Source organism: Vreelandella sp. DA03-1M (assembly GCF_055725665.1).
The window spans coordinates 847,691-866,537 of record NZ_CM146798.1 but is presented as its reverse complement, the minus strand read 5'-3'; the positions used below and the strand labels follow the sequence as shown (position 1 = coordinate 866,537).

Sequence of the window (18,847 nt, the reverse complement as noted above, 5' to 3'; positions counted from 1 at the left end):
GCAGATCAGGCGGGCGGGGTCATCGAGCGCGCCACTTCGGCAGCGCTGATGCCCTCCAAGGCCAGACCGTAGCCGGCGCCTTCGTCGATGATGCGGCGCAGCTTCTGGGTCAGGGCGATACGGGTGTAGCGACCAGTCAGCGGCGGCAGCTTCGCCAGTTCGCCGGCGATCTCGTGGGCACGCGGCAGCAGGCGATCGGCCGGCACCACTTCGTTGACTGCGCCCCATGCCTGGGCGGTCTGTGCATCAAGTTGCTGGCGGGTCAGGATGAAATATCGGCCGCGTACGCTGCCGATGACTTCTGGCCACAGCAGGTTCACGCCATCACCGGGCACGATGCCGAAATCGAAATGCGGCTTGTCCTGGAACACCGTTTCCGGCGTGGCCAGCACGATGTCGGCCAGCAGCGCGTATTCGGAGTGCAGTAGCACCGGGCCGTTGAGCGCAGCAATCAACGGCACTTCGATGTCAAGGAGATTCATCAGCACTTTCTTGCCTTCGCGATAGATCTTGTCGTAGCCGCGCGGGGTGAAGAAATCGAAGCCTTCGGCGCTGATCGCGTCCATGAAGGCGTCGCCCGTGCCGGTGAGGATCACCACGCGGTTGTCAGGGTCGCTGCCGACGTCATGGAACAGATCGACAAATTGCTCGTGTGTGTGTCCGTTGAACACGAGCTTGCCGCCGTCGGTGTGCAGGGCAATTTCGAGCACGCCGTCAGGCGTACGGCTCAGACGGGCGTTGGGATAGGCGTTGCGGTAGTCATCGAAACGGGACATGGTTTTTCCCTTGTTGCAAGTGATAGGTTTTTTTGGGATATCCAGCGCGCCAGGCTGTTGATCGAATTATGGTTGCCCCCTTGACGGAATGGCAGATATGATTCGGTGATAACATTTATTCCTACCAGGAATTACATGGATCGATTGCAGGCAATGATCGTCTTCGTGCGTGTGCTAGAAGCCGGTTCTTTTTCAGGCGCTGCCCGCGTGCTTGGCGTTGGGCAGCCGGCGGTGTCCAAAACCGTGGCTCAGCTGGAGCAGCGGCTGAACGTGAAGCTCTTGCTGCGCTCTACGCACGGGCTGACGCCGACCGAAGCGGGTTTACGCTTCTACGAACGGGCGCGCCTGGCGATACAAGAGGCGGACGAGGCCGAACTGGCCGCGCGGGGCGCTGGTGGGGGACTATCCGGTCGGCTGCGAATCTCGGCCGCCCCCACCTTCGCGCGCCTGCATGTCATTCCTCACTTGCCACAATTCCTTGAGGCACATCCCGGACTCGACGTGGACGTGGTGCTGGACGACCGGATGATTGACCTGATCGCTGAAGGGATCGACATCTCGTTGAGACTGGGAAAGCTGGCCGATACCGGCGCCGTGGCGCGTAAACTGGCCTCTTCGCGCTGCTCGGTGCTGGCGACTGCCGAATACTTGACGCAAAAGGGGAGACCGCAGGTTCCCGCCGATCTGGCCGACCACGAAACGATCGTCTACACCCAATTGGACAACGTGTGGAAGTTCCGTCGCGAGGGGACCGAGGTATCCGTTATGATCCATGGACGAGCACGCTTCAGCGCCGCTGAAGGTATCCGCGCCGCCGTGCTCGCTGATATGGGTCTAACCATTGCCTCGGACTGGATGTTCGCTCCTGAGCTGGCCAATAATCGTGTGCTCCGCCTGCTGGAGAGTTGGTCGCTGCCTGACACTGACCTATGGGCAGTGTTTCCCACGGGACGCCTTGCCACAGCCAAAGCACGTTTGTTCGCCAAGTTTGTGGAGAGCGTTATGAAAGAAAGCCATTGAGTTGACATTGATGCCTCCACAATGGCCTTTAATCTTAAATGCAGCTCCTGCTCTACAGGGAAGCTTGTAGCTAATGTCATGCCCTGCCCGGGATTCCAATCTGGCTTAAGATGCTTTTTTTCCGAATTCTGAGACGACATAGCCTCGGATCCAGTGCTCTATCCTAGGCAGCAAGCGGAGACCTTTGCCCGTATTGACTTCATTATCATGAACGAACCTACTAACGTCATAAATCATCTGCTCCCCTCCCCCAACTCATTGATAATCCGGTTGAAAACTTTCTCCAGCAGCTCATAGGGCAGGTGCGCCCAGCGGGCGGTCATGAAGTCGATGGTCTCTACCGCACGTAGTCGCCAGCCTTCCTCAGCGGCGTGACCGAGTACCTTCCCCAGGCCGAGGTCACGGTCGACTGGTTCCATATTGTGCAGACCTTCACCAAGCGGCTGGACGATGTACGCAAGAAAGAGCGCCGTGAGCAAGGACACCCCAAGTCGCTGCGCTGGGCACTACTGTGGACAACGAGAACCTGACACCCAAACAGCTAGCGGCGCTCCAGGCGTTAGCGGCTGATCAGAGCGCCACTGCCGATGCCTGGGTGATCAAGGAAAAGCTACGCTGGATCCAGAAGGCTCCGACACCTAGGGCGGCTCAATGGCGCATCACGCCGAGGGGCGGTTCAATTACCGTTACGCGCCGCCAATATAGAATAACTCCTTTGTCTTAACCTATCATCCGGCCTCCGACACCTGCTAACACTTATGTTCTAATTATTAGATATTTTTTTCCTAAAAACGATAATTAAGGAGATCAAGTCACTATGGTAAGGTCCTAAAAACACCTAATAGAGTCATAATAATGAACACATCTTTAACTAGAACCGTAACCCGCTTCCTCCTTGGTACAGCCTTTATTTCAACAGCCCTGACAGTTTCAGGCTACTCAACCTCTGTCGAGGCACAACAGACTGAACCATTACAGGAAGTGACGATAGCGCTGGGCAGTCAAGTGCTCAATGTCACTTACCCTTGGCTGATGATGCCAGTGGCACTCGGTTATTGGCGTGATGAAGGTTATGACGTCAATGTCGTGGGAATGCAGGGCTCGTTACAGGGCTTACAAATGATGGCTTCTGGCGTTGTTGATCTGGTTCAGTTCAACTCCTCAGTGTTGATTCAAGCCAATGCCGAAAACGGTATTCCAGCCCGAGGGATCATGGGCAATGGCGTGATCGACTGGGGGCTCGGTGTAAAGGAAGATGGCCCTATTCAAAGCATTATTGACTTGAAGGGAGGGCGCATCGGTATTGTCAGCTTAGCGACTGGCGGTGTCCCTATGCTAAAAGCGTTGTTGCGTCAGAATGGCATCGACCCTGATCGTGATGTGAACATTGTAGCTGTTGGAGCAGGAACTCAGGCCTTACAAGCCCTTCGTTCTGGGCAGGTACAAGGCCTAATGTTCTGGCAATCTGCGTTAACCTCTTTTGAAAATTCTGGCACTGATCTGCGGGTTTTTCGTGACCCCGCGTGGCATGAAATGCCGGATTTTACGCTCGGCACCTTGCAATCCACCATAGACCAGAACCCGGATATGGTAGAAGCCATTGTGCGAGGGGCCAACAAAGCCACCTTATTCGCCATGACTAACCCTGAATGTGTCCGTCAAATTCATTGGGAGCATTTCCCTAGCACTAAGCCCACCGGTGCCGACTCTGAAACTCTTGAGCAATGGGACTTGAACTTGCTCAATGCGCAGCTGGACTCGATGCGTAAGGCCCACGAACTGCATGGAGGCGAGCTATTAGGATATGTAGACCCAGCTGCATTCACTGGTATCCAAGAGTTTCTTTACGAACATGGAATGATTAGTAACACGGTAAGTACCAGTGAACTGGTCATTGATCAAGATGGCTTCTTTGAGGCGACTAATGACTTCGATCATGAAGCGATTATCGAGGCGGCCAGAAACTGTAACGTAAAGGGCTCTGCTCATTATGCTGATTGAAGAATTTTGCCGTCAGATGCCGAAAGCTGAATTGCACGTGCACCTAGAAGGCACTATAGAGCCAGACATGTTGCTAAGACTGGCAAACCGCAATGATATTGCTCTTCCATGGGAGAATGAACAGCAAGTACGGGAAGCTTACCATTTTACATGCCTACAGGACTTTCTTACTCTATTTTATAATGGGTGCCGCGTGCTCACAAGGGCAGATGATTTTTATGACATTACGCTCGCTTATTTAAAGCGGGCTAAAGATGACAATGTCATTCATGCAGAAATGTTTCTAAGCCCGCAATCCCATTTGGCCAATAGGGTAGGCTGGAATGAGATGCTTGACGGAACGTTGGCTGCGATGGCAGCAGCACAGCATGATTGGGGTATTACCAGTGGAGTGCTACTAGGTTTACAACGCCACCGTTCCGAACAGGAAGCCATTGATATACTTAGAGAAGCCATGCCCTGGCGCGACAAACTTTTAGGTATTGGTTTGGGAGGCGCTGAACAAGGGAATCCTCCCCGCAAGTTCGAGCGAGTGTTTCGCAAAGCAAAATCCTACGGCTTTTATCTTACAGCTCATGCAGGTGAAGAGGGGCCAGCTGAGTATGTACGTGAAAGTATTGAGCGCCTGGGTGTTGACCGTATTGATCATGGTAATGCTTGTTTAGATGATCCGGCTCTAGTTGCGCATCTCGTAGAAAGCGGTATAGCGCTTACTGTTTGCCCACTATCAAATCTGCGACTTAACGTGGAGAGCTCACTAAAAGAACATTCCTTAAATAAGATGCTGAAAAAAGACTTAAAAGTAACAATTAACTCAGACGATCCAGCCTACTTCAACGGCTATATCAATGACAATCTAGTAGCATGCCAGCAAGCGCTTTCATTAACCGAGCAGCAGTGCTTGATGTTAGGAAGGAATAGTATCGAAGCGGCTTTTTTAGATACTAACCAAAAAAACCAATATTTTGGCGTTATCGATAAGTTCGCAGCTCATACGGCAGTTACTCCATGATACCAGGCAACGCCATGCGCTACTTTTCAGTGTCGGCTCAGTGTGGCTCATTCCGGGCCGCATCTGAACAGCTGCATGTAGCGACGTCTGCTATTAGCCGGCAAATAAAACTCTTGGAGGACGAACTTGGGGAACCATTATTCGAGCGTAGTGCTGGCCGCAAGCAGCTTCGACTAACTGCAGCGGGAGAGCTCCTTATGAACTACATTCGTAACGATGAAAGTGAAATGAGGCGCATGCGCTCAGATATTGATGCACTTAAAGGCATGCGTAGAGGTAAAATAAATTTTGGTGTGCCTGAGTCTTTTGTAAGGGATTTTCTGCCAGAGACATTGGCAGCTTTTCAGCAGCAATATCCTAACATCACCTATAACATTCAGGTGTCAGGCACCCCAAAACTACTAGAAATGCTTGCGCGCGATGAACTTGATTTTGCTTTGAGCTTCAATCCTCAGCCAATAAGCGACATCAAGCATATCTATGAAATGCTTTTACCCACCTGTGTATTAGCCCATGTAACCCACCCTCTTGCTAGTAAGAAAAGCGTTAGATTATCTGATTGTGCAGAGTACGATATTGCTTTGCCCGATAGCAGTGTTAGTGCAAAAGTTGTCTATGACCAGATGTTTTCAGACTCAAGAATCGAGCCACGTACCAATCTCACTAGTAATTCTTATGAGCTATTGCGCAGTATGGCAATACAGGGTTTATCTATTGCAATCGTCAACAGCCATATCTCTCATTCATCAAGTTCTAAAACCCAATATCGTTATATCCCATTCGATGACCCACGAGTAAAACCTCAGCGCTTGACTTGCTGTATTCGGCGAGGGAGAAACTTGTCTGTAACAGCATTGACATTGATTGAATTTTTCAAAAAATCTCTTTTTCAGCTGGAGAATAACAAGTGAGTGCATTTACAACTAACGGCATCGACACTAAAGTAAAAAACGCATCAGCATTTTGCTTTCAAGATATTAATAAAAATTACCAAAGCCGAGATGGTTTGAACGTATCAGCCTTAAGCAATATAAACTTTGAAGTTTTTAAGAAAGAGTTTGTTACTGTTGTTGGGCCCAGTGGCTGTGGTAAAAGTACTCTCCTCAAAATTTTAGCGGGCATAGTTAATGCTTCGAGTGGCCGAATCGAAATCAATGGCATGCCTCAAAAGGGCCCTAGCTCTGAGATAGGGGTCGTGTTCCAAAACCCTGTACTACTTCCTTGGCGCACTATACTGAATAACGTCCTAATTCCTGCTGAGATTCAAAAGCGTGACATAAAAGAGTCACGAAAAAAAGCTTACGAATTACTCGACATGGTGGGTTTGAAAGGATTTGAAACCAAATATCCAAAAGAGTTATCAGGAGGGATGCAACAGCGAGTTGGCATTGCACGTGCGTTAATCAACGACCCCTCCATTCTACTAATGGATGAACCGTTTGGTGCCTTAGATGCCATGACACGTGAGCTCATGAATATGGAGCTTTTACGCCTTAAAAAGCGTATTGGCGCCACAATAATGTTAGTAACACATAGTATTCCAGAAGCAATTTTTCTTGGTGATAGAGTCATTATTATGTCACCAAGACCAGGTTGTGTGGAAGAGATAATGGACATAGATTTACCCTATGAGAAAGAGCTTTCTATTATTAATTCTGAACATTTTGGAGTCTATGACCGCCACATAAGAAATGCTTTTAACTCTAAGGCTGGATTGGATTAACATGAAAAAAATGACTTTTAACAAACGCGACTTTATGCTAAGAGCGAGCTTTTTCATCTTTGTTATTGCTATTTGGCATTTCACTGTGAAAATGTTCGATATTTCTTCTTTAGTCTTTCCAGCTCCAGCAGGTGTTATAGCCGCACTGTACAAAGGAATAGTCAGTGGTGAATACCTACTACATACCGGCGTAACACTCTATGAAACATTAATGGGATTTGCTATAGGTGCAATAATTGCATTAATACTTGGGGGATTGATTGGGCAAATAAGAATACTGGAAAAGATACTTTATCCTTATATCGTAGCCTTCCAAGCTATGCCAAAAGTGGCGATTGCACCTCTGTTTGTTGCTTGGTTTGGATTTGGTGTCACTTCTAAAATTATTATTACAGCCACAATTGTCTTCTTCCCTATTCTAGCGAACACCATTGTTGGACTGCGTTCAGCGCCTCGTGAACAAATTGAAATGATGACGGCATTCACTGCCTCGCCTTGGCAGATGTTTCAAATGGTACGCTTCCCACATGCCCTTCCTTATATTTTTGCCGGCTTGGATATAGGGATCGTACTGGCCATTATCGGAGCGATAGTGGGTGAGTTCGTAGGCGCCCAAGCTGGCTTGGGGTACCTGATCCTTCAGCGTAACTTTTCGATGGATATAACCGGTGTATTCGCCATTCTCATTGTCCTTTCTGCAATAGGAATTGGGCTCCATACCATAATGAAAATTATCGCTAAACGAACTATTTACTGGTCCGAAACCAGTGAAGACCTTCGTCAGCAATAAAAAAGTCATTTCGACAACTCTGAGAGGTGAAAAATGTTAGAAGCTCCGCGTAAGGCAAGTAGTAATGAAGTCCCCATACTTAATCTATCGGCATGGCTAGATGGGGGCAGTCCAACCCAACTAATAACAGAGCTGAAAAATGCGTGCATGAAAACAGGCTTCTTCTATGTATCAGGCCACGGTGTGCCACAGCACGTAATTGACGATATATTCGACGCCACACGCCGGTACTTCGACTTACCGCATGATGTGCGTATGAACGATCTGATAGATGAGCGCTTCCGGCGTGGGTTTATGCCTTATGGCATCAATCAGCATGCAGGCTTTAAACCTGATCTCAAAGAAAGCTATGAGTTCGGTGTTGATCTACCGTTAGATGATCCTGATGTGCAGGCAGGGCGTCCTCTACACGGACCTAATCGGTGGCCTGAGCACGCCCCTTGGTTACAAGCAGCGGCAGAAACGTACCTGAAGCACACAATACGCCTTGGAAAAGACCTGTTACGCCTCTTCGCCCTAGCCCTTGACCAAGATGAGGATTTCTTCCTCCAATGGAGCCAAAAACCCATGGCTCAGTCGAGGCTGTTTCACTATCCAAAACAGGATGTCGTTGATGAAAAAGAGCTAGGGGTCGCACCTCACACTGATTACGGCATGGTGACGATTCTGACCCAGGATCCTATCGGAGGATTGGAAGTATGTAAGCGCGATGGGGAATGGATTTCAGCACCCTTCGTGCCCAATACCTTTGTAATCAATCTAGGTGACATGTTCAGGGTCTGGACAAATGATCTCTTTGTTTCTACCCCCCATCGCGTGGTGAATCGCACTGGAAAAGAACGCTATTCGATTCCGACATTCTTTAATTTAGACTACGACACGCCTGTAACTTGCCTTCCTAATTGCCAATCAGACGATAACCCTCCCCGTCATAAGCCGATTAAGTCTGGTGACTACTTGTTGAAGCGCTTTCGTGAAGTACAGAAATACAAAGGATGAAGTAGCCATCATCAAAACTTAGCGTCCAAGGATCTCTATGATCTACGACGTTTTGTAAGCGGCTCTCTACTCTTTCACATACTTACCGGCTGGTAAGGGTGAAAGGGCCATCCTGCGACGAGACATTAATCGTGTGAGGCCTCGCCAGAGAATGACTATGTCTGGCGGGGTATCGTGTTAGCGTAAGCGCGCCATAAACCTTTCAATTACCGTAAGCGAGCCACTAACCACATCTAGGCAGATTTCTCTTAGATCGGTAATGTCTCTTTCCACTGCCAGGGTAGCAGCATGCTGAGTTCATCATCATTGAGGGTGGGCAGTGTCGCGAAGACATACTGCAAGTAATCGTAAGGCGAGAGACCATTGGCTTTGGCGGTTTCGATCAGGCTGTAGATCGCCGCACTGGCTTGAGCGCCGCTCGGAGTATGGCTGAACAGCCAGTTTTTACGGCCGATGACGAACGGACGGATGGCGTTCTCCGCCGGATTGTTGTCCAGCGGGATCAGGCCATCGTCCAGGAACCGGGTCAGGCGGGGCCACTGGTTATCCAGGTAGTGCAGGGCTTTACCCAGCGCACTTTTGGGCAGCACCTGGGCCAGTGACTTGTCGAGCCAGGTGCGCAGTTGATCGATCAATGGGCGGCTCTTCTGTTCACGCAGCGCGTGACGCGCCTCGGGTTCAAGGGCCTTCGCCTGTTTTTCCACGCTGTATAGCTTACGGATCTGGTTCAGCGCCCAGTCCGCTTTGCCGGTCTTCCCCTTGGGCTGCACCTTCTGGGCCTCGACGAACTTACGCCTGGCATGCGCCCAGCAGCCCGCATGGGTGATCCCATTACGGCGCACGACCTCGGCGTAGCCTTCATAGCCATCGGTGATTAAGCGCCCCGCATAGTCGCCTAGCAGATCAACGGGCACCCGTCCGGCGCGGCTGGCCGCGTAGTTGAACAAGACCACCTGCTGGCCCGGCGGCCCACCGCGCTGCACCCACATGTAAGACGTGGCACTCGCTTTACGATCCGCTTCTTGATTCACCTGGAGGGTGGTTTCATCCATATAGATCAGCGGGGCGTTTAAGAGATGTTGGCGCAACGTGTTGATCAGCGGGGTGATCCGTTCTCCCGCTTGCACCATCCAGCGCGCCAGGGTATTGCGGGGGATCTCGGCGCCATGGCGGGCAAAGATCTGGCTCTGTCGATAAAGCGGCAGCGCGTCCTGGTATTTAGCCGTCGCGATATAGGCGAGCAGCGTGGCGCTGGCATTGCTCTTGGGCAACAGCTTGGCCGGCGCTGGGGCGGTGTTAACGCCCTCTTCGCACAGCGGGCAGGCATATTTGCGTCGTACATGACGGATCACCTCGATCCGTGCGGGCACCACATGCAACTCCTCGCTAACCTCTTCACCGATCACCTTCAGCGCGGTGCCGTCATCGTCGCAGTGGCGCGCCTCGTCGGGCAGTTCATGGATAACCTCGATACGCGGCAACTCTGGCGGTAGCGCAACGCGCCCGCCGCGCGTGCGACGCTTAGCAGGCGTAGCGGTGTCGATCGTCGCGTCATCAACAGTGGTGGTGCTCTCCGATGCGTCTTCCTCGTCCACCGCCACTTCCGCTTCATTGATCAGAAGATCCCGCTGGTCGACACGGTACTTCTCAGTAGAGGGGCCGAACTGACGCTCCAGGGCAAGCCGGAACTGTTCAAACAACGACTGCTTGGTAGCCTCCCACTGCGCTTCCTTTTTCTCCATCAACGCCAACAGCCGCGCATTTTCAGCGTCAGCAGCGGCCAGCTTGCGCTCAAGCTGGGTAACCGTCGGTGAGGAGGAAGTGGCGTTTTTCATATTGCATAGTTTACCAAAAACGCCCTTAAAATAGGAGCGCTACGGCTATCCAACCCGCTGAAAATCCAACGCTTTGTGAGGCTGCATAGCCTTCAGGTTATAGCCATCCAGCAGCCAGTTAAGCTCTTGGCCGGTTAACGTCACGGTCTCACCATTAAGGTGCGTTGGCCATTTAAACCGCTCACGTTCTAAACGCTTGTACCACACCACAAAGCCGTTACGTTCCCAGAACAGCAGTTTCACTTTATCGCGCTGGCGATTACCGAACACGAACAGCGCTTGATCAAACGGGTTCAAGGCCATGGCTTCCTGCACCAACAGCGCCAAGCCATCAATTTGCTTGCGCATATCGACGGGTTCTCGGCACAGATACACCTGTAGATCAGTGCCTGGGCGAATCATGCGACGACCTCCACCGCGACAAACCGGGCGGGACGACAACGCGGTGGCACGGGAAACCCTTGCACGATTAACCGTTTTTCCCACGCCATCAGGTCGGCTAACGTCACGGCTTGTGCTTCGGCATAAGTACTTAACGGTATCTCCAATGCGGCGGCATAAGACAGGTGGCCTAACCAAAACGCTTGAGTGGAATTGAGTTCGCGGCTCATGATGATCTCCAAAATCAAAGAAACCATCAGTGTGATCAGCCAACATTAATGTGGGTAGATGGGTTTTATGGCGCGCTTACCAATTACCCACCGGCAGGATAAAAATCAGCTTGTTGCGAATAGACCCCAGCGCGATCTGCTTCACAATCGACAGCTCACGCTCCGCTGTCACCCCCTGCAAATATTGTAGTGTCACTGCCGTGTCATCCACCACCACACCGGCCGCCTTCGACGTCGCACGCCCAGCAGCGGCACTCACATCGTCCAGTGATGCTGCGGTCAACTTCCGCCAATGCGGCAATGTCATCCAGTAACCCTATCAAGCCGCCTATGGCCATGGATGCTTCCTCCGTGAATAACGTCTGTTGCCCCTTTGAGCCACTATACCTAGCGGTTAATCAAAATAGGGCTCCAATACACACTCAATCCAAGCCATGAAAGCCCGGACGCGTTGGGAAAGGTTACGCCGATGCGCGACGACGAGCGATGCCGCCAGCGGTTCGGGGCGTAGATCGGGCAGAATCTCCACTAGATCGCCGCTTTTAATGTGGTGCGCCAGGGCCAAATAACCTGCCTGGATCAGTCCAATCCCCGCCAGGCCCGCAGCATGATAGGTCTGCACGTTATTCACTTGCATCGCCCCTGGCAGTGCAAGTGATGCATAGCCATCACCCTCCGGATATTCCCAGCCAGCAAGTCGGGCGCCGAGTGTTGGCGTGTAGTGCACCATCTGGTGCCCCTGGATGAGTAGGTCGTCGAGTGTTTGCGGTATCCCGTGCTTTACCAGATAGCCTGGGCTCGCCGCGTTCATCATTCGCAACTTGCCCAGCGAGCGGGCGAACAGCCTGTCGTCAATGATTGGCCCGATACGGATGACGCAATCAAACCCTTCTTGGACGAGATCGACCCGGCGATCTGTGCTGGACAGTTCAAGCTCCAACTCAGGGTTCACATTGAGCAGTTGGGGCAGAGCTGGGATCACGACTTTCTCTGCCAACTCAGTCGGCATATCTACGCGCAATCGCCCCCTTAGAGGTGCGCCGCTGTTCGCGAACATGGACTGCACGTCCTGAGCTTCGGCCAGCAGATCACGTGCGCGTTCATAGAAAGCACGTCCGTCTTCGGTCAATTGCACGCTGCGTGTCGTTCTGTGTAGGAGGGCCGCGCCCATCTCTCGCTCAAGCCCACGAATCACCGTCGACACCCGTCCCTTCTGGATTCCCAGGCTTTCAGCCGCACGCGTGAAACTCAACATTTCCGCAACGCGGGCAAAAATCAAAAGTGCCTGAAGATTGGGCATTGTTCACCAGATAGATAACAGAGTGTTCAGATTGGGATAGTTTATAGCGTGTTTGTACTCAGTAGAGTATCCCATGTAGTCCATCACTCCACCACATGTAGGGAACTCTCATGAACTCAGAAACCACCCCTGTCCGAACGGTCATCGTTTATCACTCAGGCTTCGGCCACACCACGCGCATGGCGGCGGCAGTCGCCGAAGGCGCAGACACCGGTGCTGTATTAATAGCAATCGACTCCGAGGGCAATATTTCCGACGCTGCCTGGCAATCCCTCGCTGACGCAGATGCGATCGTCTTTGGCTCGCCTACTTACATGGGCGGCCCTAGCTGGCAGTTTAAGAAATTCGCGGACGCCTCCTCCAAGCCATGGTTCGAAGGCACATGGCAAAACAAGATCTTCGGCGGCTTCACCAACAGCGCGAGCATGAACGGTGACAAACTCAGCACGCTCGAGTATTTCTTCCTGCTTTCTGGGCAGCACGCCGGGATATGGGTTGGCTTGGATATCAAACCGGCGAACGTCAAGGCGTCAAAACGCGACGACCTGAATCGTATGGGCTCCTACATCGCACCCATGGCGCAAACGCCTGCCGATGCGTCTCCGGAAGAGATGTCTCTAGGGGATCTGGAGACGGCACGTCTGTATGGCGTACGCGTCGCATTGATTGCCGGGCAGTTCCGATCCGGAAAGTCTCAGCCCATCTGACCTCCATTCGTGCCGACGATGTCGGCCCGGCGCCATGCTGATGTTTGAACCAGCGAATCTGAAGGAGGAGCCATGAAATACAACCGACTTGGCCGTACGGGCCTGTATGTATCCGAGCTGTGCCTCGGCACGATGACACTGGGAGGGAATGCTGACGCGGGCATGTGGGCTGCCATCGGGGCGGCAGATCAGGCTGAAACCAACCGTTTGATCGCCCCGCCGATTCAGATCATATTATGAGTCGATGATGGTTTATATTCGGCTCATGAGCTAATCAGAGGGGCTTGTTAGGACGCTTGCCTTTCTTAACACACCTATAATTCATATTTGTTACTTTTGAATATAGGAAGCACATCATGGCAACGACCAGCCTTAGCCTGGCTTTATTCTCCACCAAACTATTGAACTGTTGGCTACGCGGTCAGCAACTCCATTTCCTCGCGGCTACGAACCGGATGGCGGATCGCCTCTTTGGCTATATTCACTTCTAATGCTACTTTCGCAATATCCAGCACGCCAACATCAATTTGGTAGCCCCCTCGGGTCATCAACCAGTCAAGCACCTCCGCCAGGTGCCAGATTGAGGCACTGCCTTCGTGAACCGGCACAGGAAACGTCGCTCGGTGGGTGAGCATCAACTTTCGCATTGCCTGTCGGGATACGCCCACAACATCTGCTACATCCGTCAGGCCAACAAGATCCGGCGAGGCCTCGATCAGCCGCGCGGAAGGGATCGCTTTTTTTACGTCAACCAGGGCAGTGCGAACCGCTTCCGCGGCGCTGCCCGCTTCACGAGAGAATTCCAGCGCCAAGCGGCCCGGCTGCCCCACGCCCACCAGAGCATCGTCGCAACCGGCAGCGCCCAAACGCTCCACTAGCGCATCCAGGTCGGAGTCACTATCAGCCAGTTGGTATTTCAGCGTAAAAACATATTCCATTCTTCAATCCTCCGGCTCCGCTTCGTCTCGACGCTTGTGGGTCGAGCACTTGTCCACCACTCTCCGAATTGCCCGGGCGTGGCTGCCGGGATTTTTCGGTGTACTCCACACGCTCGCGATACAAAACTCACCGCAGCGGCATTCATCATCATTATAGGGACAGTAAATCTTGCCCCAGGCGTGACTACCGCCGACTTCAACTCTCCAGCCCTCCGCTTCCGCATGTTTGAGGGCAGTTTCGATCTCTTTTTTCGGATGTGATGGACGAGTCATTATTTGCCTCTGAGTATGAAGCCCCCCTCAATGGCTGTCAATTGACAACCATTGAGGCAGCAGTTCATATGCTTGCCGCGTTCATCTAAATAGATAGACCCAAGTGTCTCTTTTAATTCCCTAATAAAAATTTAAGAAAGAGTATCAGTAGGTGCAACACTTAACCTGACGCTGGGGGCTTTCATGGTATGGGGATGCCTGCCATCCTCAGCAACCAAATACAGAAAGGGCAGTCATTTGGACTGCCCTTTCGTTTTATGTGTGAAGCGGGAATACGTAAATGAAAGCAGGTCAGCGCTTACCTTCAGTGCGCAGTTTAACCACTTCATCTAGCGCCAAGCCGATCGCTTCAGCAATTTGCTCATCACTCAGCACCTCACGCAGCCAGCCCAATAACGCTTCGCTGCCTGCGCGTTGAGGCGCGCCTTGGCATGTGTATAGGGCGATGGCATCGTGCTGGGGCGATGGGTATCCGGAATCAGTGAACCACTACATAAAGCAATTTAGTGTCGTAAGGTTGGCGCGGATCCTTGTGTCAACCAACTACTCGCCAACCAATGAAATTGGCTGGGCAAAAAGTTATTATCCAGCTAAATAATTTTTCTACCGAGTTCATGCACTTTTATATCCTCTCACTGGACACGCTATGCATAATCTATGGATTCCCGTCGTCGCCATTTTAGCCGTTGCTGGCCTGGTATTCGGCAGCCAGGCCTATTCCGAGGCCCAGCGTGATACCCACATCGCCGCGACTATATCGGAACGCCTCAACAGTCAAACACCCGCTGAAATCTCGCACCTGAAGCAAGTCAACAAGGGCTATGGAGTGTGCGGCGACTATGCACTTTCACGCGCCGAGTCCGGCCACTTCTACTACAACAGCGCCACCAAGCACCTAGCGTTGGGCACCGATGCCCCGCTGTATCACGACAATTGCGAGGGCGTCTCTGACTGACCCCTTGGAACCTATAGTTCTCAACAGGCAGCCCTAGCCCACCACCACGGAGTAACGAGTGCTGCGCCCACCGCCGGGTAGCTTGGAAAGGCAGCCTTTTTCCAGCAGCTCAGCCAAATCCCGCGTGGCTGTGGCTTTACTCACTTTGGCCAACGATTGGTACTTACGCGCGTTGATGCCCTGCTCAAACTCCTCCCCTGCTGCATCCAATAAGCGGTTCAGCACCTTGATTTGCCGTTCATTCAGTACGGTGGTGACATGTCGCTGCCAGAAGGTGGCTTTCATTAACACACGGTCGATTCTTAACAGCGCCTGCTCAAGCGCCTCTTTCAGCGTGTCCAGAAACCACAACAACCACGGCGTAATATCGAGGCTGCCCTTCTGAGCACTTTCGAGGTGATCGTAGTAAGCATTGCGGCGCGACATAATGGCCGCGCTCAAGGAATAGAAGCGCACGGATTGCCGCTCTGCTTGCGCCAGCGCACGGTCTGTCACCGCGCGGGTAACGCGCCCATTACCATCATCAAAGGGGTGCAAGGTAATCAACCATAGATGGGTTATGCCAGCGCGAACCAGCCCATCAAGCCCCTGAGGCGGCTGGTTGAACCAAGTAATAAAGGCATCCAGCTCAGCCTCCAACTGCCCACGGGGCGGAGCTTCAAAATGAACGGTAGGCCGATCAAGCCGCCCCGACACCACTTGCATGGAGTGATCGCCACGCAGCTCGCCTACACGTACATTGCCAAGCACGCCGGGGCCTTGCACAAAAAGCATGGATTGCCAGAGGCACAACTGTTCCTGAGAAAGCGGCTCATCCAATTGATGCGTGGATTGCAGCAATAGCTCGACCAGCGCTTCAGATTCAGGTGTTGTTCTGGCGGAGACACCGGCCTGCTCCAAACCCAACTGGCGAGCAACGGAAGACCTCACTGAGCCAACGTCCAGGCGCTCACCTTCGATTTCGCTGGTACGAATAGCGTTCTGGATCAGTGCATCCATCTCCACTTCCAGATCGGCCTGACCGTGGACAGCCTCAGTTTTACCCAACACCCTGCCCTGCAGTAACCGCACGGCATCCAGCGTAGGCCGAAGAACGGCTTCATCCCACTCAAAATGCGGCCAGTTGCGCTGTTCCCAGATATACATGAGCCGATCAATCCGCCTATTCAGATCATATTATGAGCCGATTATGGTTTATATTCGGCTCATAGGCTAGTCAGAGGACTTTTAAGGGTAATAAGAGTGGGATAAGCAGTAGAAATACTCAGCAGACCGAACAAGTTAAGACTCTTGTCTTTTTTGTCAGCCCCGCCTATATTCATATTTGTTACTTTTGAATATAGGAAGAAAATCATGGCTACGACCAGCCTTAGCCTAGGGGAGCACTGGGAAGTCTTTATCAGAAACGAAGTCTCTAGCGGTCGCTACGGCTCCGCTAGTGAGGTTGTGCGGGATGCGTTGCGCGCCATGGAGGAACGCAAAAGCAAATTAGAGGCGCTACGTACTCATCTAGCCCAAGGCGCCGAGCAAGCTAGAGCCGGTGAATTCGTGGACGATTTCTCAATGGATTCATTAATCAACGATTTAGATAGAGAGACGTAATGCCTACGTTTCATATCACACCAAGGGCAAGAGACGATTTAAAAGATATTGGCCGTTATACAGAGTGGCAATGGGGCAAGAGCCAACGGAATACTTATCTAAAGAATTTTGAAAAACGGTTTCACTGGCTGGCAGAAAATCCCCGACTGGGGAAGTATCGCTCTGACATCAGCGAAGGTTATTACAGCTACCCCCAGGGCCAGCACGTTATCTTTTACCTGATTGGCCAAGGGTGCATTGAGATAATCGGCATTCCTCATAAAGAGATGGATATCGTCTCTTATTTTTTGCCTGATTAACTACCTTTAGGGATCGGGCAAGACACCCCAGCGATGTTACTTCTATAATGGAAGCTATCGATCTGCTCTAGGAGCGTTGTAATGAATCGTAATATCCCAACGGATAAAGTCATCGTTTCCCGCGAGCGCATTTTGCGCGCAGTGGCCAGCTCAAGCGCGATTGAAACAGGCGAGCGCGGCAGTGATAGAGGAACGTCTCAAATCTTGTCCGCGCCGTTTTGCTAAATTAACCTTGGAAATTTGAGGCTACCCGCTGCTTATGTACTTCTACTCATTGCGTCTCCAAACCATCTCGAACCAAGCGTTCAAGGATGCCATGAGAGAAAAGTAAATAAGATAGAGCTAGATCGCAATAAAGATGTGCTTAGAGTTAATGGTACATTTAAAGTATTATAGCTTCTTAGCTAAACATTAACTGAAAGCAATTATTTATCACAGCCTCATTTTTATTAAGAACAATAAACCCCTAACAGAAAATAGTGAACAAGCATAAAAAGGTAAAATAACATATGGTTATCACAATAGCGTTTGATGTAAAAAACTATATTGAAGTCTCCGAAAGCTGGCCGATAAAAATTGGCAACACATCTTTTCACTTGGATCGAAAAGATAATATTGTTAATAAGGTCTGCATTTCGTACCAAAAAGTTGAAATTGAAAAAGCGCCAAAACTTTTAAAGCCAGTTGAACCTAGAAAACCCCCTACACTAACAATCAATGACGGCGGCTATGCCATTTTAGCTATCAAGCAAATAACTAATTGGCAAACTGTCATAAGTGGACTTCAAATATTTGATTTAGATTTTGACAACTACGAAATACAATTTCACGCGGAAAACCCAGATGAGCAAGAACATATTCATATCAATTCTTTTCGCCGCACACAAAAGGATGCGCTCAACTCAGCATGTGATTTTGAACAAATAGGTCGAGCATTTTGTGTTAGTTCAATAGAAAAATCACGTATCGAGTCCTCGTCACATTTCCGCGAAGGTCGTATAGCTTATGAAGCAGGACGCTATGTAGATTCGTACAACAATATGTTCCTATTTCTGGAAACTCGTTATTGCGACGGAAAAACAAAAACTGCACAGCAGGTTGAACTTCTAACTAAAAACAACACATTCATTGAAGCCTTAAAGCAATCGATATCAAATATCCAACCTAACAATGTTTCGCAATCGAAACATTTAGAAGGCTTATTTAACAAGAACATTTCCATTGAAGAGAAGATAAAAATTCTAGTTCTTTTGCGAGGAAAGCTACGTCATCACTCCCTAAAAAATCCCCAACGCTGGGATCCTAACAAACAAAATGAATATGAAGAGGCAGCAGAATTTCTTGGCTCAATTGTGGGGCATATAGTTATTTTGGAGTCTTTAGATGATATTTATGCTCCTGAAACTCTTAACAAATTTCGAGATTTATCTATCAGTTCGGGTTATCAGACCAATATCAAAGTAATGACTAACCGCTTGGAAAAAGAGCCATCTTTAGCTCTCAACATAAGCTATCCAACAACGGTTATTTCTAGCCAACTCTGCCTTACTACTCTCCGAAGAACGCTCACTGAATGTGAAAGGCACGGTCAGTTAACTGACACTGTCAATATCGAAGCCATTCAAAGTAATACAGAGCTAGAAGTATTCGCTATTGAATTTGGAATCTGGGCCTATACATCATTGCGGAGCATTGAAACAGACATTATAGAAAACGCTATTTTCTGTCGCTTTGAGCACTTACAATCTGGGATTATAGTTAAGCATGAGTTTTCTCTACCTGTCAAAGATAAAAAAATTAGCATCATTAATGCTTGGAATTTACTGACACTATGTCTAGACTGGATAGAGAAGAAAGATCCTACAACGCGAATTCTAAGTTTAAAGCTATATTTTAATGAAAGAAAAACCCCCGTTTTAAGCTATAGAACGGGGCCGCAAGTAACTAAATAGTCACAATAAATATCAATTAATTAGAAATTATAGTATTCAAGACCACTCCTAAAA

Annotated in this window: 24 protein-coding genes and 2 pseudogenes; 17 read left to right on the top strand and 9 right to left on the bottom strand. The window is 50.4% G+C overall.

Going from position 1 to position 18,847, the window contains the following annotated elements; translation table 11 throughout:
* Positions 1-5: 5 nt before the first annotated feature.
* Positions 6-776, bottom strand: coding sequence for an enoyl-CoA hydratase/isomerase family protein (locus ACXUPB_RS04130; protein ID WP_141439888.1), 771 nt, complete (start codon positions 774-776; stop codon positions 6-8).
* A gap of 135 nt (positions 777-911) precedes the next feature.
* On the opposite strand from ACXUPB_RS04130, the gene ACXUPB_RS04125 reads away from it, so the two are divergent.
* A complete protein-coding gene (locus ACXUPB_RS04125) occupies positions 912-1,796 on the top strand; it encodes a LysR family transcriptional regulator (protein ID WP_141439889.1) in 885 nt (294 codons plus the stop codon).
* 233 nt (positions 1,797-2,029) lie between these two features.
* On the opposite strand, the pseudogene ACXUPB_RS04120 reads toward ACXUPB_RS04125, so the two are convergent.
* Positions 2,030-2,149 (bottom strand): annotated as a pseudogene (locus tag ACXUPB_RS04120) (GMP synthase (glutamine-hydrolyzing)); the annotation flags it as partial.
* Between the two features lie 18 nt (positions 2,150-2,167).
* Between ACXUPB_RS04120 and ACXUPB_RS04115 the strand changes: the two are divergent.
* The 9 genes and pseudogenes from ACXUPB_RS04115 to ACXUPB_RS04075 all read left to right on the top strand — a co-directional run bounded on the left by ACXUPB_RS04115 (position 2,168) and on the right by ACXUPB_RS04075 (position 8,321).
* Positions 2,168-2,326, top strand: coding sequence for a transposase (locus tag ACXUPB_RS04115; RefSeq protein ID WP_082072633.1), 159 nt, complete (start codon positions 2,168-2,170; stop codon positions 2,324-2,326).
* Positions 2,308-2,520, top strand: a complete 213-nt coding sequence (locus tag ACXUPB_RS04110; RefSeq protein ID WP_179916707.1) for a transposase — start codon at positions 2,308-2,310, stop codon at positions 2,518-2,520. The genes ACXUPB_RS04115 and ACXUPB_RS04110 overlap by 19 nt, the downstream gene beginning before the upstream one ends.
* A gap of 131 nt (positions 2,521-2,651) precedes the next feature.
* Positions 2,652-3,797, top strand: coding sequence for an ABC transporter substrate-binding protein (locus tag ACXUPB_RS04105; protein WP_179916706.1), 1,146 nt, complete (start codon positions 2,652-2,654; stop codon positions 3,795-3,797).
* A complete protein-coding gene (locus ACXUPB_RS04100; protein WP_179916705.1) occupies positions 3,787-4,809 on the top strand; it encodes an adenosine deaminase in 1,023 nt (340 codons plus the stop codon). Before ACXUPB_RS04105 ends, ACXUPB_RS04100 begins: the two co-directional genes overlap by 11 nt.
* Positions 4,806-4,988, top strand: a pseudogene (locus ACXUPB_RS04095) (LysR family transcriptional regulator); the annotation flags it as partial. The gene ACXUPB_RS04100 and the pseudogene ACXUPB_RS04095, both read left to right, overlap by 4 nt.
* A gap of 18 nt (positions 4,989-5,006) precedes the next feature.
* Positions 5,007-5,720 carry a substrate-binding domain-containing protein gene (locus tag ACXUPB_RS04090; protein WP_246362162.1) on the top strand — a complete coding sequence of 238 codons (714 nt, stop codon included), beginning with the start codon at positions 5,007-5,009 and terminating at the stop codon, positions 5,718-5,720.
* Positions 5,717-6,532, top strand: coding sequence for an ABC transporter ATP-binding protein (locus tag ACXUPB_RS04085; RefSeq protein ID WP_218927749.1), 816 nt, complete (start codon positions 5,717-5,719; stop codon positions 6,530-6,532). The genes ACXUPB_RS04090 and ACXUPB_RS04085 overlap by 4 nt, the downstream gene beginning before the upstream one ends.
* 1 nt (position 6,533) lies before the next feature.
* On the top strand, positions 6,534-7,322 hold the full coding sequence (locus ACXUPB_RS04080) for an ABC transporter permease (protein WP_179916703.1): 789 nt from the start codon (positions 6,534-6,536) through the stop codon (positions 7,320-7,322).
* A gap of 33 nt (positions 7,323-7,355) precedes the next feature.
* Positions 7,356-8,321 carry an isopenicillin N synthase family dioxygenase gene (locus ACXUPB_RS04075; RefSeq protein ID WP_179916702.1) on the top strand — a complete coding sequence of 322 codons (966 nt, stop codon included), beginning with the start codon at positions 7,356-7,358 and terminating at the stop codon, positions 8,319-8,321.
* Positions 8,322-8,569: 248 nt separating this feature from the next.
* Here the strand turns inward: ACXUPB_RS04075 and tnpC are convergent, their stop codons facing one another.
* The 5 genes from tnpC to ACXUPB_RS04050 all read right to left on the bottom strand — a co-directional run bounded on the left by tnpC (position 8,570) and on the right by ACXUPB_RS04050 (position 12,067).
* Positions 8,570-10,156, bottom strand: coding sequence for an IS66 family transposase (tnpC, locus tag ACXUPB_RS04070; protein ID WP_193085922.1), 1,587 nt, complete (start codon positions 10,154-10,156; stop codon positions 8,570-8,572).
* Positions 10,157-10,201: 45 nt separating this feature from the next.
* The gene (tnpB, locus tag ACXUPB_RS04065) at positions 10,202-10,558 is read right to left on the bottom strand and encodes an IS66 family insertion sequence element accessory protein TnpB (RefSeq protein ID WP_125749665.1); all 357 of its coding nucleotides are present in this window, start codon (positions 10,556-10,558) and stop codon (positions 10,202-10,204) included.
* Positions 10,555-10,767 (bottom strand): hypothetical protein, encoded by a 213-nt coding sequence (locus tag ACXUPB_RS04060; RefSeq protein WP_125749668.1) that lies wholly within the window; start codon positions 10,765-10,767, stop codon positions 10,555-10,557. The genes tnpB and ACXUPB_RS04060 overlap by 4 nt, the downstream gene beginning before the upstream one ends.
* Positions 10,768-10,843: 76 nt before the next feature.
* A complete protein-coding gene (locus ACXUPB_RS04055) occupies positions 10,844-11,074 on the bottom strand; it encodes a DUF808 family protein (protein ID WP_472955514.1) in 231 nt (76 codons plus the stop codon).
* An 87-nt stretch (positions 11,075-11,161) separates the two neighbouring features.
* Entirely contained in the window at positions 11,162-12,067 is a 906-nt protein-coding gene (locus ACXUPB_RS04050) for a LysR family transcriptional regulator (protein WP_472955512.1), read from the bottom strand.
* A gap of 110 nt (positions 12,068-12,177) precedes the next feature.
* Here ACXUPB_RS04050 and ACXUPB_RS04045 point away from each other — a divergent pair, with 110 nt between their 5' ends.
* Together ACXUPB_RS04045 and ACXUPB_RS04040 are read left to right on the top strand one after the other, a co-directional pair.
* On the top strand, positions 12,178-12,774 hold the full coding sequence (locus ACXUPB_RS04045; RefSeq protein ID WP_472955510.1) for a flavodoxin family protein: 597 nt from the start codon (positions 12,178-12,180) through the stop codon (positions 12,772-12,774).
* A gap of 72 nt (positions 12,775-12,846) precedes the next feature.
* The gene (locus ACXUPB_RS04040; protein ID WP_218927748.1) at positions 12,847-13,014 is read left to right on the top strand and encodes a hypothetical protein; all 168 of its coding nucleotides are present in this window, start codon (positions 12,847-12,849) and stop codon (positions 13,012-13,014) included.
* Between the two features lie 173 nt (positions 13,015-13,187).
* On the opposite strand, the gene ACXUPB_RS04035 is transcribed toward ACXUPB_RS04040, so the two are convergent.
* Positions 13,188-13,712, bottom strand: coding sequence for a helix-turn-helix transcriptional regulator (locus ACXUPB_RS04035; RefSeq protein WP_179916699.1), 525 nt, complete (start codon positions 13,710-13,712; stop codon positions 13,188-13,190).
* Positions 13,713-14,631: 919 nt separating this feature from the next.
* Between ACXUPB_RS04035 and ACXUPB_RS04030 the strand changes: the two genes are divergently transcribed.
* On the top strand, positions 14,632-14,940 hold the full coding sequence (locus tag ACXUPB_RS04030) for a hypothetical protein (protein WP_472955507.1): 309 nt from the start codon (positions 14,632-14,634) through the stop codon (positions 14,938-14,940).
* A gap of 33 nt (positions 14,941-14,973) precedes the next feature.
* Here the strand turns inward: ACXUPB_RS04030 and ACXUPB_RS04025 are convergent, their stop codons facing one another.
* Positions 14,974-16,086 (bottom strand): Fic family protein, encoded by a 1,113-nt coding sequence (locus ACXUPB_RS04025; protein ID WP_179916697.1) that lies wholly within the window; start codon positions 16,084-16,086, stop codon positions 14,974-14,976.
* Positions 16,087-16,293: 207 nt separating this feature from the next.
* On the opposite strand from ACXUPB_RS04025, the gene ACXUPB_RS04020 reads away from it, so the two are divergent.
* From ACXUPB_RS04020 to ACXUPB_RS04005, 4 genes are all read left to right on the top strand, one after another.
* Positions 16,294-16,542 (top strand): type II toxin-antitoxin system ParD family antitoxin, encoded by a 249-nt coding sequence (locus ACXUPB_RS04020; protein WP_179916696.1) that lies wholly within the window; start codon positions 16,294-16,296, stop codon positions 16,540-16,542.
* Entirely contained in the window at positions 16,542-16,841 is a 300-nt protein-coding gene (locus ACXUPB_RS04015) for a type II toxin-antitoxin system RelE/ParE family toxin (RefSeq protein ID WP_179916695.1), read from the top strand. The genes ACXUPB_RS04020 and ACXUPB_RS04015 overlap by 1 nt, the downstream gene beginning before the upstream one ends.
* An 81-nt stretch (positions 16,842-16,922) precedes the next feature.
* On the top strand, positions 16,923-17,066 hold the full coding sequence (locus tag ACXUPB_RS04010) for a hypothetical protein (protein ID WP_179916694.1): 144 nt from the start codon (positions 16,923-16,925) through the stop codon (positions 17,064-17,066).
* A gap of 284 nt (positions 17,067-17,350) precedes the next feature.
* A complete protein-coding gene (locus ACXUPB_RS04005; RefSeq protein WP_179916693.1) occupies positions 17,351-18,793 on the top strand; it encodes a hypothetical protein in 1,443 nt (480 codons plus the stop codon).
* Positions 18,794-18,847: the final 54 nt, after the last annotated feature.